Origin of the sequence: Streptomyces sp. PTY087I2 (genome assembly GCF_001687325.1) — a bacterium.
Lineage (GTDB): Bacteria > Actinomycetota > Actinomycetes > Streptomycetales > Streptomycetaceae > Streptomyces.
Genome location: NZ_LZRD01000019.1, coordinates 203535 through 217499 on the forward strand (window position 1 = coordinate 203535; position 13965 = coordinate 217499).

The following is a 13965-nucleotide window of genomic DNA, read 5'->3' on the forward strand; positions in this document are numbered from 1 at the left end:
GACGCGAACAGGCGACGCGAACAGCGCGAGCAGGCGACGCGAACAGGCGACGACGGGAACAGGTGGGGGCAGGGATGGGATTCTTCGACGGCCTGTGGCCGGGGCGCGCGGCACAGTTCGACTCGGGCAACGCGGCGTCGAGCGCCGTCGTGCTGTCCAAACGGAACGCCACGATCTCGCTCAACAAGCAGGGCGCCCTGTCGGGCAACCTCCGGGTCAACCTCTCCTGGCGGATGCGGACCTCGGACATCGAGGGCCGCTCCCGCCAGAGCGGCAGGCTGCGGCGCCCCCTCCAGCTCTTCAAGCCCGAGGTCGTCCAGGCGCACACCCAGGGCGTCGTCAACGTCGACCTGGACCTCGGCTGCATGTACGAGCTGATGGACGGCACCAAGGGCGTCGTACAGCCCCTGGGCAGCCTGATCGGCGACCTCAACGGCCCGCCCTACATCCGGCTCAGCGGCGACGACCGGTTCGGCGCCCCCTCGGGCGAGACGGTCTACGTCAACCTCGACCAGCGCGACAAGATCAAACGGCTGCTGTTCTTCGTCTACATCTACGACCGGACGCCGGCGTTCGACCGTACGCACGCCAAGATCACGCTCTACCCGGGCCACGGCCCGCGCATCGAGATCGAGCTGGACGAACGCGCGCCGCAGGCCCGCTCCTGCGCGGTGTTCACCGTGGAGAACATCAAGGACGAGCTGATCGTGCGCCGCGAGGTGAAGTTCGTGTACGGGTTCCAGTCGGAGCTGGACCGGCTGTACGGCTACGGCATGCAATGGGGGCGCGGCTACAAGTCCCGGACCTGATGCCGGGGCCGCTCCCGAAGCACGGCTCAGGGCACGGCTCAGGACCGGACGAACTGCGGACCTTGCGGAGGCAGCACGAAATGGGGGTCGGGCGCGTGCGCGGCGGCTGCCGCGGGCTGCGGATAGCCGTAGGCGGGCGGTGCGGCGGCGGGCTGCGGATAGCCGTACGCCGGCTGCTGGGCCCCGGCGGCGGCAGCGGGCGGCGCGGCCGGGGGCGGATAGCCGTAGGAGGGCTGCTGATGCTGCACCGTGGCCTGGGAGTCGGGCCCGGTTCCGGTGGCCCCGGCCGGGACGGGTCCCGGCGGCGCGTTCGGAGGCGGCGGCACGGCGGCCGGGAGGGGCCCCGCGGCGGCCGGTTCCTGCGCCCCGTCGGCCGCCCGGTTCTCGTCCGCCGACTCCGAATCGTCCACCGAGATGCCGAAGGCGGTGGCCAGGCCGATCAGGCCGGTGGGATAGCCCTGGCCGACCGCACGGAACTTCCAGCCCTCACCGCGCCGGTACAGCTCGCCGCAGATGATCGCGGTCTCTTCCCCGGTCTCCGGCCGCACATCGAACACCGCCAGCGGCTCGCCGTCGGCGAAGGCGGTGTCGAACAGGAGTATCCGCAGGTCCGGGACCTGTTCGAAGGCGGCCCCGTCGGAGGAGGCCGCGATGACGACCTGGTCCACCGAGGCGTCGAGCGCCCCGAGGTCCGCCTCGATCGTATCCGTCAGCCCTTCGGGGACACTGCGCTTCGGCAGCCGCCGGACCAGGCCGGAGGGGTGCCGGGGCTGGTTGTAGAAGACGAAGTCCTCGTCCGACCGCACCCGCCCGGACGCACCGAGGAGCAGGGCGGAGGCGTCCACGTCGGGAACCCCGGCGCCCGGGGTCCAGCGCAGCACGGCCCGGACGGCCGCGGCATCGACAGGGACGTTCGAGCCCTTCAGCATCGTGTGCGTCATGACGGTCATCCTGCCTGCTGGGGACCCGTGCGGACAACGCGGGGGGCGGCACGGCCGTGCCCGGCGGCGGCACGGGCCGAGCGGGAGAGTACCGCGAGAGGGGGCCGGACAAGGGGCGAGTAACCGGAAATTCATGTACATGGGGAACTGGCGACACCCGTCCGTACGTACTATTACCGGCCATGCGTTGTTCGGCCGGTCAGGCAGTTCGGGGGAAAATCATGCGTCACTTCGGGCACATATCGCCCGCTGCCCGCGAGGGCCTGTTCTACAAGGAGCCCAGCACCTTCACCGCGGAGTCCCCGGCGAGGATGCTCTCCGTCGCCCTCGGGGCCACGCTCTACTCCCCGGCCACCCGTCCGTCGCTCGCCGACGACGTGCTGAAGCAGGCCGCGCGCGGAGTCGTCTCCATGGTGCTGTGCCTGGAGGACTCGATCGACGACGCCGAGGTGATCGACGCCGAAGCCAACCTGATCAGGCAGTTCGCCGTGCTGGCCGCCCGCGACGAGGAGCCCGGGCCCGCACCCCGGCACGAGAGCGACGCACCGGCCTCGGCCGGCGCGGACGTCCCGCTCCTCTTCATCCGCGTACGGGAACCGGCCCAGATCACCGACCTGGTGCGCCGCCTCGGCGCATCGGTCCGGATGTTGTCCGGTTTCGTACTTCCCAAATTCACCGAAGAGCGGGGCAGACACTTCCTGGAGGCGCTCGCCGAGGCCGAGACGGAATGCGGCCGACGGCTCTTCGCCATGCCCGTCCTCGAATCCCCCGAGCTGCTCCACCTGGAGACGCGCGGTGAGATTCTCCGGGGCATCGCCCGCAGCGTCGACAAGTACCGGGACCGGGTCCTCGCCCTGCGGCTCGGCGTCACCGACTTCTGCTCGGCCTACGGACTGCGCCGCGCGCCCGACATGACGGCGTACGACGTCCACATCGTCGCCTCCGTCATCGCCGACGTGGTCAACGTGCTCGGCCGGGCCGACGGCACCGGCTTCACGATCACCGGCCCGGTCTGGGAGTACTTCCGCCGCCAGGAACGCATGTTCAAGCCCCAGCTGCGCCGCAGCCCCTTCCTGGAGGGCCGGGCCGAGGAACTGCGCACGGCCCTCATCGAGCACGACATGGACGGACTGCTCCGCGAGATCGAGCTCGACCGGGCCAACGGCCTGCTCGGCAAGACCTGCATCCACCCGTCGCACGTGGCGCCCGTGCACGCGCTGTCCGTGGTCAGCCACGAGGAGTTCACCGACGCCCAGGACATCCTGAGCCCCGAGCGCGGGGGCGGCGGGGTGCTGCGCTCGGCGTACACGAACAAGATGAATGAAGTGAAGCCCCACCGGGCCTGGGCCGAGCGCACGCTGCTGCGGGCCGAGGCCTTCGGGGTGGCGAGGCAGGACGTCGGCTTCGTGGACCTGCTGGCCGCCGGCCTGACGAACTGAGCGCGCGTCGATGAGCGAGCGCGCGACGAGAGAAGAGAACGTGGACGTGGTGTGGTCGGGCGACTGGGTGGCCGAACGGCTCGGAGTCGCCCTCGAAGGCGACGGAGAACTGCGGGAGCTGCTGGGCCTGGCCCTGCGCCGCAACCCCAAGCGGGCCCATCTGCTCGTCTCCAACGTGCTGGGCAAGCATGTGCCCCAGAAGCCCTCCGTCGTGTACGGGGCGGGGTACAGGCTCGGTGAGCGGGTCCGGGCGCTGCTCGGCGAGGAGGAGGCCCGCCGCGCGGTGGTCCTCGGATACGCGGAGACGGCCACCGGTCTCGGCCACGCCGTCGCGGACGGCCTGCGGGACGCCCCGTATCTGCACTCCACCCGGCGCCCGGTGGCGGGCGTGGCGCAGGCGGGCGGCTTCGAGGAGGCCCACTCGCATGCCACCTCGCACCTGCTGCTGCCGGAGGACCCCGAGCTGCTGGCGGGTGGAGCGGAGGCGTCCGCCCTGGTCCTGGTCGACGACGAGTTCTCCACCGGCAACACGGTGCTCAACACCATCCGCGCGCTGCACGAGCTGCACCCGCGCGACCGGTACGTCATCGTCGCGCTGGTCGACATGCGCTCCCCGGCGGACCGCGACCGGCTGACCGCCTTCGCCGCCGAGATCGGCGCCCGCGTCGACCTGGTGACCCGCTCCACGGGCACGGTCACGCTCCCGGACGGCGTACTGGAACGCGGCCAGGCCCTCGTCGCGGCCCAGGAGGCGGAGGAGACGGGCCCGGTCCATGAGGCCGCCGCGCATCCCGCCCCGGTCACCCGCGTCGGCCTCGACTGGCCCGCGGGCGTTCCCGACGGCGGCCGACACGGCTTCACCCCGGCTCACCGGGCGGCGCTCGAAGCGGCGCTGCCGGGCATGGCGGAGCGGATCGCGGGCGCGCTGGCCGACGGCGCCCGCCGGGGCCGGGTGCTCGTCCTCGGCTTCGAGGAGCTGATGTACGCGCCCCTGCGCCTGGGCACCGCCCTGGAAGCGGCCCTCGGGCCCGAGGCCGAGATCCGGTACTCCACCACCACCCGCTCGCCCGTCCTCGCCGTCGACGACCCCGGCTACGCGATACGCACCCGCCTCGTCTTCCCGGCCCACGACGCCCCGGCGGACGGCCCCGGCGACCGGTACGCGTACAACGTGGCGGGCGCCGGCTTCGACGCCGTGGTCGCCGTCGTCGACTCCACCGCCGATACCCCCGAACTGCACGCGCCCGAAGGGCTGTTGGCCCGCCTGGCGGCCCACACCGGCCAGGTGCTCCTCGCGGTCGTCCCCTCGTACACCCCCACACCCGTATCGGAGCCCGCCGTGCTGCCCGAGCCCCTCCGAGGCCCCGACTTCTCCAGCTACGCGCCCGAGGACGTCGGCTGGCTGCTCCAGGACCTCTCGGACACCGAGCTGGAGGCGCCCACCGAGGAGCGCGAGGAGGCGATCCAGAGCGGCGGCGCGCACTACGCGGAGTCGCTGCCCGTGGAGTACCAGCCGAGCGCCGAGTACCAGGCGCTGTTCACCGCCGCCCTGGACGCCTCCGCCGCGCGCATCGCCCGCGCGGTCGGCACCGTCACCGAGACGGTCCTCGCCGAACGCGGCCCCCGCCCCGTCCTCGTCTCCCTCGCCCGGGCCGGAACCCCGGTCGGGGTGCTGATGCGCCGCTGGGCCCAGCACCGGCACGGCCTGGACCTGCCGCACTACGCCATCTCCATCGTCCGGGGCCGGGGCATCGACGCCACCGCGCTGCGCTGGCTGGCCGCCCATCACGACCCGGCCGACGTGGTGTTCGTCGACGGCTGGACGGGGAAGGGCGCGATCACCCGCGAACTGGCGGCGGCGATGGAGGAGTTCGAGGCATCGGGCGGACCGGCGGGCTTCGACCCGGAGATCGCGGTGCTCGCGGACCCGGGCGGCTGCGTGCGGACGTACGGCACCCGCGAGGACTTCCTCATCCCCTCGGCCTGCCTCAACTCCACGGTCTCCGGCCTCATTTCCCGTACGGTGCTCCGCGCCGACCTGGTCGGACCGAACGACTTCCACGGCGGGAAGTTCTACCGGGAGCTGGCGGACTCCGACGTCTCGGGTGACTTCCTGACCGCGGTGACCGCCCGCTTCGACGAGGTGGCGGGCCAGGTCGAGGACGAGGCCAAGGAACTGCTCGCCGCCGACCGCGCCCCGACCTGGGAGGGCTGGGCGGCTGTCGAGCGGATCAGCGAGGAGTACGGCATCCACGACGTCAACCTGGTCAAGCCGGGCGTCGGCGAGACCACCCGGGTGCTGCTCCGCCGGGTCCCCTGGAAGATCCTCGCCAGGCGCGGCGCGGGCACGGACCTGGAGCACATCCGGCTGCTGGCCCAGCAGCGCGGCGTCCCGGTGGAGGAGGTCGACGACCTCCCGTACAGCTGCGTCGGTCTGATCCACCCCCGGTACACGCGCGGCGCGACGGGCGCGGACGGCAAGGCGGTGAAGGGCGCATGAGCGTGACTTCTTCGGCCACCACGCTGGTCGCGAGCGACCTCGACCGTACGCTGATCTACTCGGCGGCCTCGCTCGACCTGGCCATGCCGGACGCGGAGGCCCCCCGGCTCCTGTGCGTCGAGGTGTACGGCCACAAGCCCCTCTCGTACATGACGGAGACGGCCGCCGCGCTCCTCACCGAGGTGGCGGGCACCACGGTCTTCGTGCCGACCACCACCCGCACCCGCGAGCAGTACCGGCGCATCCACCTCCCCGGCCCCGCCCCCCGATACGCGATCTGCGCCAACGGCGGCCACATCCTGGTCGACGGCGTCTCCGACCGTGACTGGCAGCGGCAGGTGGAGTCCCGGATCGCGGCCGAGTGCGCGCCGCTCACCGAGGTCCGCGCCCACCTCGCGACCACCGCCGACCCGGCCTGGCTGCTGAAGGAACGGGTCGCCGAGGACCTCTTCGCCTATCTCGTCGTCGAACGGTCGCTGCTGCCCGAGGAGTGGGTGAAGGAGCTGGCGGCCTGGGCCCGCCCGCGCGGCTGGACGGTCTCCCTCCAGGGCCGCAAGATCTACGCGGTCCCGGCGCCGCTCACCAAAAGCGCCGCGATGCACGAGGTCGCCCGCCGCACGGGAGCCACGCGCACGCTCGCCGCCGGGGACTCCCTCCTCGACGCCGACCTGCTGCTCGCCGCCGATCTCGGCTGGCGCCCCGGCCACGGCGAACTGGCCGACGAGGGCTGGCGGGCCCCGCACGTGGTGGCCCTGGAGGAGCGGGGCGGGGCGGCGGGGGAGGAGATCCTGCGCCGCTTCCTGGCGGCCGCGGCCGGGTGATTTCGGCTGCGCGCGGGCGCCCGTTGCGCGAGGCTGGGGTCATGACCAAGGGCAACGAGACCACGATCACCAACGAGCTGTACGCCTACATGCTGGCCCACAACCCGCCGCTGGACCCGGTCCAGCGGGAGCTGGTGGACACCACGTACGCACAATTCCCCGACCACGCGGGCATGGTGTCGGCCGAGGAGCAGGCCCCGCTGCTGGCTTTCCTCGTCCGGCTGGTGGGCGCCCGGCATGTGGTGGAGGTCGGCACGTTCACCGGGTTCAGCGCCCTGGCGATGGCCCAGGCGCTGCCCGCCGACGGCACGCTGATCGCCTGTGACATCTCGGCGGAGTGGACGGCGTACGGCCGTGCGGCCTGGGAGAAGGCGGGCGTCGCGGACCGGATCGACCTGCGGATCGCCCCCGCCCTGGACACCCTGCGCGCGATGCCCGCCGAACCGCACATCGACCTCGCCTACCTGGACGCGGACAAGGGCGGCTACATCGCGTACTGGGAGGAGCTGGTGCCCAGGATGCGGCAGGGCGGGGTCATCGCCACGGACAACGTGCTCTTCCACGGCGGGGTGACGGACCCGGAGGCGACGGGCCCGGCGGCGGCGATCAAGGAGTTCAACGACCATGTGAGCGGGGACGTCCGGATGGACAGCGTCCTGCTGACGGTCGCGGACGGCCTGACGCTGTCCCGCAAGAGGTAGGCCGGGGCTCAGCCGCAGCAGCCGCCCCCGCAGCAGCCACCGCCGCCACCGGCGGACGGTGCGGGAGCGGACCCGGCAGCGCCGCCCACGGCCACGGCGGACAACAGCTTGACGGTGTCGTCGTGGCCCGCGGGGCAGGAGGCGGGGTCCGAGGACTGCGCCATGGGACGGCTGACTTCGAAGGAGTCTCCGCAGGTGCGGCAGCGGAATTCGTAACGGGGCATGGGCTCAGGCTAGAGCACAGGCCCTAGGCGCCGCCGCCGCGTTCCTCGCGGATCTCGGAGACGACCCGGGCGGCGGTCTGCCGCACGGCCTCGGTCTCGGTCAGGAAGTGCCAGTAGTCGGGGTGGCGGCCTTCGAGCCCGGCGATGGCCCGATCCAGCCGGGCGACGGAGTCGTCGAGCGGCCGCGCGTGCCGGGGATCGGGCGTGTGCCGGCCGGCCATGGCGAGGCGCTGGGCGTCCCGCACCGCGAACCGGGTCCGCTCGATCTCCTGCTGCGGGTCCTTCGCCACGGCGTTCAGCCGCTGCAACCGGTCCCCGGCGGCGGAGACTGCCTCGTCCACCGCGTTGAGCAGGGCGCGGACCGTGGACAGCCGGGACGTGGCGTCCGCCCAGCGCTGCTCCTCGCGGGCCTTCGCCGCCTCGGCGAGCTTGTCCTCCGCCTGCCGTACGTTGACGGCGGCCTGCTCCGGGACCGGCTGGAGGTCCTGCCAGCAGGCGGCCGAGAACCGCCGCCGCAACTCGCTGAGCACCGGCTCCACCGAGCCTGCCCGGGTCGTCAGCGCCTGGGCCCGGGTCCGCAGGGACACCAGCCGCCGGTCGATCTCGGCGGCCCGCTCGGGCAGCCGCTCCGCCTCGGCGCGCACGGCCTCGGCGTCGCGGAGCACCACATCGGCGCGCTGGAGCGTCTCCGGGACGCCGTGCTGTCCCGCGCCCTGGTTCAGCTTGGTCAGCTCGGGGGCGAGCGCGGCGAGCCGGGCGGCGAGCTCGTCGGCCCGCAGCCCCGCGGCCCGCACGGTGTCGAGGGCGTTGCTCGCCGCGAGGAGTGCCTGCCGGGCCCGCTCGACGGCGGGGGCGAGCCGGGCGAGCTGGGTCTCCGCGCTGCCCAGCAGCGGCCCGAGCCCCTGGGCGAAGCGGTCCAGCTCGCCCTTGACCCGTACGAGGTCGTCCTTGGCCCGGGTCAGCTCCGTACGGGCCCGGGAGGCGACGGCGGGCTCCAGGTCGTCCCGGTCCAGGTCATGGCTGTCGACGGCGGTGATGTAGGCGTGGCTGACCTCGTCGATGCGCCGCCCGAGCGCGGCGAAGTCCTCGGCCGCCTTGCGACCGCGCGGGGAGCTGTCCACGGCGTTGATGGTCTCGATGGAGATCCGCAGATCCCGCTGGGCGCTGTCCAGCTCGTAGAAGGCCTCGGCGGCGGCGTCCTTCGCGGCCTGCGCGTCGGCCCGCTGGCTCTCCCCGCCGCGCCCGCCGAACCACCGGCGCGTACCGCCACCGGCGAAGGCGGCGGGCAGCGCGGCCAGCACAAGGGGCACGGGCAGCAGCATCAGCGCCAGAAGATCCCGGCCACCCCGAACGGCGGAACTCGCACCCGCTCCTGCCTCCGGCCGCGCGTTGGTCGCCGTCACATCCCTCTCCCGTGCCGATTCGCCCTGCCCGGTACATTCTCCCACCAGGTAAGGACGAACACACGGGCCGGTTAGTTCGCGCTTCGCACGGTGACTTCCCCGTTGTCGCTGTAGGCCTTCACCACATGGGCACTGTCGTCGCCGCGCGGCACGTTCACAGAGACCTCCCCGTTGTCCGCGGAGGCATCGACCTTGTACTTCTGCCCGCCCGGCGGCAGATCGATGGTGATGCTCCCGTTGTCACTGACGGTGTCCACGAGGTCGGGCACGGAGGCGAAGCCCAGCCGGATCTCCCCGTTGTCGGCGCGGGCGGTCACGGACGGGCCGGATATCCGCTCGGCCCGCACCTCCCCGTTGTCGCTCTTCAGCTTCAGTGTCCCGCTCGCGTCCCGGACCTTGATCTCGCCGTTGTCGGACGTCAGATCCAACGTACGGTCGAAGCCGGTGGCGGTGATGGTCCCGTTGTCCGTCGCGGCCGTCACGTCGACTCCACGCGGCACCTTCACCCGGTGCCGGGAGTCGCAGTTGGCGATGCCTCCGCACTTCACCCGGAGCGTGAGGGTGTCGTCCTCCATCCTCCAGACGGCGTCGGGCCCGCTGCCGAACACGGTCCACCCGTCGAACTGCCGCTCCACCTCGACCTGCTTCACGTCGGCCGGCACGAGGTCCACGACTCCGTTCTCGGCGTTGATGGTCAGCGTCTTCCCCTCCAGGGCGAACGACTTGCGCTCGACGGGAGCGCCGTCCACGTCCGTGCTCCCGCACCCGGTGAGAGCCAGCGCCAGCAGTACCACCCCGCCCCCGAGAGCGAGGGCCCGCCCGGTGCCCCCGAGGCGCGCCCCGGAACGGGTGCGGGTCGGTGCGCTCGTAACGATGTCCACGGTGATCGGTCCCCCAGTGCGTGCGGTGCGTGCGGTACGTGCCACCGGGCGTCGTTGCCGGTGCATTCAAACCGTATGCACCGACGGCTCCCGGCGGGATCCGGCCCACCACCGTCTCGGGGGTGGGGTTATCCCCCGGTCCCGAACGGTTTATGAGCAGGGCTCCGGTCCATGTACGCTGTTGCCTCATCCACGGGTGCGTAGCTCAGGGGTAGAGCGCTGCTCTTACAAAGCAGATGTCGGCGGTTCGAAACCGTCCGCGCCCACCAGCAGTAGTAGCAGGTGAGAGCCTGTTTCGGCCCCCCAGTCGTGATCGATCGGGGGGCCTTCTCATGCCGGAAATCCGCTGACGGCGATGGCGCTCTCCCACATCAGGCGTGATCCTCGTCGGTCTCGCTTCGGTCGAAGGGGTCGGGCTCGAACAGTTCATGATCGGTCATGGGGTCATCGTCCCCTCTGCCGCGGGCTGTTGGAGGCCGATCCGCGCTTCTCCCGGGCGCGGCCCTACCCTGAGCCGGTGCGCGACGAGAGGCACGGCGAGGGACGAGGGGGCAGTTCATGGGGCGGACGCTGGCGGAGATCCTGGACAGGGCGGCGTGCGGGCGGTTTCCGGAGCCCGACGGGCGGACGACCGTGGTCGCCGCGCCCAGTGACCGCGACACGGGAGTGATCGCCTTCACCGCGCACTCGGTCGTGTTCACCGACGAGGACCCCGAGTGGGTCCGTGCGACGCTGGCCGCCCTGGACTGCGATGCGCTGGCAGCGACCATGCATCCGCGCTTCCTGTCGGCCTTCCTGGAACGTACCGGGCGGACCACCGACACGATCGACCTCCTGACCGTGGCGTCCTCGCTGCCCGGTGAACCCGGCCTGGAGCTGCGGGAGGTCACCGATCCCGTGCACCCGCGGGTGATCAGCGCCCGTCGGCGCCGGGACGGGGTGCGGATGTGGGAGGTCGACGGGGGCGTGCTGGTGCTCGGGCGCGGTGTGGCCGGGCGTTGGGAGGTGGCCGTCGAACTGGACGAGAACGCCCGGCACCGGGGGCTCGGGCGTGCCCTCGCCACTGCCGCACGGCATCTGGTGCCCCCGGGCGAACCGCTCTGGTCGCAGCAGGCCGCGGGCAACGCGCGCAGCATCCGGGCGTTCCAGGCCGCCGGTTTCCGGCCGGTCGGCTCGGAGGCGCTGCTGCTCGGCCGCCGGGAGGTGGCGTGACGCCGGGGAGCGTGCGTGACGGCGAGGGAGGAGCGCGTGAGGCCGGGGGCGAGCGCGTGACGGCCGCGCCGGGTTTCCCGTACGGCTGCCGCGGCCTCCCGTTACTCTGCTTGTCATGATCCAATCATCCGCGATCCAGACGGACACCGAGGTCGCGGCCGCCGCCGCGCTGGCCGGGGCGGAGGTCGCGCGGGCCCGTTACGGGCGGCTCCACTCCCGTATCGACAAGGGCTCCGGGGACTTTGCCACCGACGCCGACCTGGCCGCCGAGGAGGCGATCCTCGACGTCATCCGCAACGCCCGGCCCGGGGACGCGGTGCACGGCGAGGAGGGCGGCCGGCAGGGAGCGGCCGACGCGGAGCGGGAGTGGCTGGTGGATCCCTTGTGCGGGACGCTCAACTACGCCGTCGGCTCCCAACTCGTCGCCGTCAACGTGGTGTTGCGCGACGGCCCGGCCGCGGTGGCCGATCCGTTCAGCGGCGAGGTGTTCCTCACCGACGGCGAGACCGCCCGGGTCCGGTCCGGCGCGGAGGGCGACGAGCGGCCGTTGGTGCCGACGGCGGACACCCGGCTCGTGGACGTGAACCTGGACCCGCCCTTCCCGAGCGCGCCTGGATTCCGGGCCGTCGACCTGCTTGCCCACCCCGGGTTCGTCGAGCACTTCCGCCCGCGCGTCGTCTCCACGACGCTGGCGCTGGCCTGGGTCGCGGCGGGCAGGCGGGCCGCCTATGTCACGGACGGCGGCGACCTCAGCGGCAGCGTGCACTTCGCCGCCGGGATCGCCCTGTGCCGGGCCGCCGGCTGCGTCGTCACCGGCGTCGACGGCGCCCCGGTCGGACCCGGCGGCCGGGGGCTCGTCGTGGCCGCGGACGCCGGGACGCACGAGCTGCTCATGTCGATGATCGGCACGCGCGGGCGGACCGACGGCAACGGCTGAATCCCTCAGACGCCCCTCGGAGTCCCCTCAGATGTCCGGAATCCCCTCAGACGTGCAGTTCGGGCGGGAAGTCGGTCCAGCGGAGGTCGGCGGGCAGATGGCCGGTGTCGTTGAACAGGAGCAGTGCGGCGGGACGGCCGGGCGCGTAACGGATCACGGTCAGACCGGCGTTGGCGTGGTTGAGGCCCAGCCAGCGCGATTTCGGGGCGTCCAGCGCGTCCCGGACGAGCCAGCCGACGAGGAAGTTGTGGGTGACGAGGAGTTCATGGCGGGGCTCGTCGCCCTCGACCGTTCCCGTGAACCGTGCGAGCGCCTCCTCCGCGAGCCCGGGGCCCAGCTCGCGCTCCGCCGCGGGGAACTCCGCCAGCCGTGCGAGCGTCCGGTCGGCCGACTCCGCCGGCAGCTCCTCCCGTGACGGCAGGTACGGGAGGTAGTCACCGGCCGGTTCGGACCGCAGCAGGGGAACGCCCGGCAGCTGCTCGCCCACCAGCCGCGCCGTCTGTTCGGCGCGGGGGAGCGGGCCGTGGTGGATCGCCGTGATCGGGGCCCCGCGCAGCCGCTCCCCGAGCAGGGCGGCCTGACGGCGGCCGGCCTCCGTCAGCGTGCTCTCGTCCTCGGAGGCCTGACCGTGCCGGGCCACGTACAGGTAGCGGGCAGCCGTTTCCGTCATGGGCGGGGTCCTCCGTCGCGGTTCATGATCGTTCGAACATCTGTGGGGACGTCCGGGCCGCGCCGGGCGGTTCCAGGGAGGGAGAGGAGGGAGGGGAAGGACCTGGTCCGGGCCATGAGGGTGGCTCGCCCTCCCGGGATGCGCGGGGGCAGTGCTCGGGGCACCGTGGAGGCATGGCCGAGCACCCGCCCGTGATCGTCTATCCGCCTTCCGCGACCGGAGGACGGCGGGTCACCGTGCACGGGCAGATCGTCGGCCTGGCGCACGGGCGGGGCGAGGTGGCCGCGCTGCTGCGGGCCGCGGGGTTCGCCCCCGGGCCCGACAAGATCGTCGAGCTGGACCGGCCCGGGCTGATCGAATGGCGCGGCGGCGATCTCGACACCTGGGGGTGATCCCGTGAAGCGTCGTCGAGCGGTACGCGAAAGCGCCTCGATCGAACCGCCGCCCGGGTATTACGTGGCCGGGGCCGAGCCTCCCGACGCGGCGCAGCGCGCGCTGATCCTGGACTGGGTCGTGAGCCGGCGCATCGCGAGCGGCTGGCGCGTCGAGTCCCGCTCCGGGAGCCAGGTGGTGCTGGTGCGCGGGCAGCCGGTGAACCATGTGCTGCACGCCTTTCTCACCGTCTTCTCGTGCCTGGTGTGGGGCGTCGTGTGGGCCGGTGTCGCCCTCGTCAACCGGGTCGAGCGCGTGGCCCTGACCGTCGATGCCCAGGGGCGCATCGTCACCGTCAGCGCACCCTGACCCTTCACTCGAACGGGTGTGTCCCGCTGGCTGTGCCCGGAAGCCGCGAGGAACGTCGGAGCTGATCCGCCCGCACCGACCGGGGCAGGTCAGGGCAGCAGACGCCCGGCATCCGCCATCCGTCACGGCTGAACCGGCGCCTGTTTCGGCTAAGGAGTCCTCATGTCGCAGTCCAGCACGCCCCCGCCCCAGCCCGGCGCCTCGCGCCCCGCCGATCCCCGTCCGGGCGGCGGGTCCGGCAGCCCGTGGGCGGCCGGAGGAACGGTGTTCGCGGGTGTCCTGCTCTTCGTGGACGGCGTCCTCGGAGTGCTCAAGGGCATCGCGGGGGTCGCCTCGAACGACGTCTACACGCGGATCAACGACTACGTCTTCAAGTTCAGCGTCACCTCGTGGGGCTGGATCCACCTCGTCCTCGGCGTGATCCTCATCCTGGTCGGCTGGGGCATCCTCTCGGGCGCCACCTGGGCCCGCGTCGCGGGTATCGCCCTCGCCTCCCTGAACCTCATCGCCAACTTCATGTGGCTCCCGTACACCCCGGTCTGGGCCATCGTCACCATCGCGATCGACGTCTTCGTCATCTGGGCCCTGTGCACCGACCGGTCGAACCCGAGCGACCTGGTACGGAGCTGAACCGACCAGGACGGCGGACGACGGGCGGCGACGGGTGTCCGTTGTCAGTGGGGCGG

15 protein-coding genes and 1 tRNA gene are annotated in these 13965 nt (G+C 72.7%); 11 read left to right on the top strand and 5 right to left on the bottom strand.

Annotated features, from left to right (window positions below; genetic code table 11):
* Positions 1–74 precede the first annotated feature (74 nt).
* Complete coding sequence (locus tag A3Q37_RS21775; RefSeq protein WP_065487231.1) at positions 75–809, top strand: Tellurium resistance; 735 nt, start codon at positions 75–77, stop codon at positions 807–809.
* A gap of 38 nt (positions 810–847) precedes the next feature.
* On the opposite strand, the gene A3Q37_RS21780 is transcribed toward A3Q37_RS21775, so the two are convergent.
* Positions 848–1750 carry a TerD family protein gene (locus A3Q37_RS21780; protein ID WP_065487233.1) on the bottom strand — a complete coding sequence of 301 codons (903 nt, stop codon included), beginning with the start codon at positions 1748–1750 and terminating at the stop codon, positions 848–850.
* 221 nt (positions 1751–1971) lie between these two features.
* Between A3Q37_RS21780 and A3Q37_RS21785 the strand changes: the two genes are divergently transcribed.
* Genes A3Q37_RS21785 through A3Q37_RS21800 form a run of 4 tightly spaced genes read left to right on the top strand, consistent with a single transcriptional unit; the run spans position 1972 to position 7211 of the window.
* Positions 1972–3189, top strand: coding sequence for an HpcH/HpaI aldolase/citrate lyase family protein (locus A3Q37_RS21785; protein WP_065487235.1), 1218 nt, complete (start codon positions 1972–1974; stop codon positions 3187–3189).
* Positions 3190–3199: 10 nt separating this feature from the next.
* On the top strand, positions 3200–5689 hold the full coding sequence (locus tag A3Q37_RS21790) for a phosphoribosyltransferase (RefSeq protein ID WP_065487237.1): 2490 nt from the start codon (positions 3200–3202) through the stop codon (positions 5687–5689).
* Positions 5686–6510: an HAD family hydrolase gene (locus tag A3Q37_RS21795; protein WP_065487239.1), complete on the top strand. Its 825-nt coding sequence runs from the start codon at positions 5686–5688 to the stop codon at positions 6508–6510. The genes A3Q37_RS21790 and A3Q37_RS21795 overlap by 4 nt, the downstream gene beginning before the upstream one ends.
* A gap of 41 nt (positions 6511–6551) precedes the next feature.
* Positions 6552–7211, top strand: coding sequence for an O-methyltransferase (locus A3Q37_RS21800; RefSeq protein WP_065487241.1), 660 nt, complete (start codon positions 6552–6554; stop codon positions 7209–7211).
* 8 nt (positions 7212–7219) lie between these two features.
* Here the strand turns inward: A3Q37_RS21800 and A3Q37_RS35875 are convergent, their stop codons facing one another.
* From A3Q37_RS35875 to A3Q37_RS21810, 3 genes are all read right to left on the bottom strand, one after another.
* A complete protein-coding gene (locus tag A3Q37_RS35875; protein WP_079137915.1) occupies positions 7220–7435 on the bottom strand; it encodes a zinc ribbon domain-containing protein in 216 nt (71 codons plus the stop codon).
* A 23-nt stretch (positions 7436–7458) separates the two neighbouring features.
* Entirely contained in the window at positions 7459–8838 is a 1380-nt protein-coding gene (locus A3Q37_RS21805; RefSeq protein ID WP_065487243.1) for a hypothetical protein, read from the bottom strand.
* 71 nt (positions 8839–8909) lie between these two features.
* Entirely contained in the window at positions 8910–9719 is an 810-nt protein-coding gene (locus tag A3Q37_RS21810) for a DUF4097 family beta strand repeat-containing protein (RefSeq protein ID WP_065487244.1), read from the bottom strand.
* A gap of 194 nt (positions 9720–9913) precedes the next feature.
* On the opposite strand from A3Q37_RS21810, the gene A3Q37_RS21815 reads away from it, so the two are divergent.
* From A3Q37_RS21815 to A3Q37_RS21825, 3 genes are all read left to right on the top strand, one after another.
* Positions 9914–9988, top strand: a tRNA-Val gene (locus tag A3Q37_RS21815).
* Positions 9989–10277: 289 nt separating this feature from the next.
* Entirely contained in the window at positions 10278–10931 is a 654-nt protein-coding gene (locus tag A3Q37_RS21820) for an N-acetyltransferase (protein WP_065487247.1), read from the top strand.
* Between the two features lie 115 nt (positions 10932–11046).
* Positions 11047–11868 (top strand): inositol monophosphatase family protein, encoded by an 822-nt coding sequence (locus tag A3Q37_RS21825; RefSeq protein WP_065487249.1) that lies wholly within the window; start codon positions 11047–11049, stop codon positions 11866–11868.
* 46 nt (positions 11869–11914) lie between these two features.
* On the opposite strand, the gene A3Q37_RS21830 is transcribed toward A3Q37_RS21825, so the two are convergent.
* A complete protein-coding gene (locus A3Q37_RS21830) occupies positions 11915–12538 on the bottom strand; it encodes a histidine phosphatase family protein (protein WP_065487251.1) in 624 nt (207 codons plus the stop codon).
* A 173-nt stretch (positions 12539–12711) separates the two neighbouring features.
* Between A3Q37_RS21830 and A3Q37_RS21835 the strand changes: the two genes are divergently transcribed.
* The 3 genes from A3Q37_RS21835 to A3Q37_RS21845 all read left to right on the top strand — a co-directional run bounded on the left by A3Q37_RS21835 (position 12712) and on the right by A3Q37_RS21845 (position 13909).
* Complete coding sequence (locus A3Q37_RS21835) at positions 12712–12930, top strand: hypothetical protein (RefSeq protein ID WP_030584114.1); 219 nt, start codon at positions 12712–12714, stop codon at positions 12928–12930.
* A 4-nt stretch (positions 12931–12934) separates the two neighbouring features.
* Positions 12935–13279, top strand: a complete 345-nt coding sequence (locus A3Q37_RS21840) for a hypothetical protein (RefSeq protein ID WP_065487253.1) — start codon at positions 12935–12937, stop codon at positions 13277–13279.
* A 162-nt stretch (positions 13280–13441) separates the two neighbouring features.
* Positions 13442–13909, top strand: a complete 468-nt coding sequence (locus tag A3Q37_RS21845; RefSeq protein WP_065487255.1) for a hypothetical protein — start codon at positions 13442–13444, stop codon at positions 13907–13909.
* Positions 13910–13965 lie beyond the last annotated feature (56 nt).

Bases quoted from the DNA above. Each gene is read 5' to 3' on its own strand.
- A3Q37_RS21775 (WP_065487231.1), top strand. From the start codon at position 75: ATGGGATTCTTCGACGGCCTGTGGCCGGGGCGCGCGGCACAGTTCGAC.
- A3Q37_RS21780 (WP_065487233.1), bottom strand. From the start codon at position 1,750: ATGACGCACACGATGCTGAAGGGCTCGAACGTCCCTGTCGATGCCGCG.
- A3Q37_RS21785 (WP_065487235.1), top strand. From the start codon at position 1,972: ATGCGTCACTTCGGGCACATATCGCCCGCTGCCCGCGAGGGCCTGTTC.
- A3Q37_RS21790 (WP_065487237.1), top strand. From the start codon at position 3,200: ATGAGCGAGCGCGCGACGAGAGAAGAGAACGTGGACGTGGTGTGGTCG.
- A3Q37_RS21795 (WP_065487239.1), top strand. From the start codon at position 5,686: ATGAGCGTGACTTCTTCGGCCACCACGCTGGTCGCGAGCGACCTCGAC.
- A3Q37_RS21800 (WP_065487241.1), top strand. From the start codon at position 6,552: ATGACCAAGGGCAACGAGACCACGATCACCAACGAGCTGTACGCCTAC.
- A3Q37_RS35875 (WP_079137915.1), bottom strand. From the start codon at position 7,435: ATGCCCCGTTACGAATTCCGCTGCCGCACCTGCGGAGACTCCTTCGAA.
- A3Q37_RS21820 (WP_065487247.1), top strand. From the start codon at position 10,278: ATGGGGCGGACGCTGGCGGAGATCCTGGACAGGGCGGCGTGCGGGCGG.
- A3Q37_RS21825 (WP_065487249.1), top strand. From the start codon at position 11,047: ATGATCCAATCATCCGCGATCCAGACGGACACCGAGGTCGCGGCCGCC.
- A3Q37_RS21830 (WP_065487251.1), bottom strand. From the start codon at position 12,538: ATGACGGAAACGGCTGCCCGCTACCTGTACGTGGCCCGGCACGGTCAG.
- A3Q37_RS21835 (WP_030584114.1), top strand. From the start codon at position 12,712: ATGGCCGAGCACCCGCCCGTGATCGTCTATCCGCCTTCCGCGACCGGA.
- A3Q37_RS21845 (WP_065487255.1), top strand. From the start codon at position 13,442: ATGTCGCAGTCCAGCACGCCCCCGCCCCAGCCCGGCGCCTCGCGCCCC.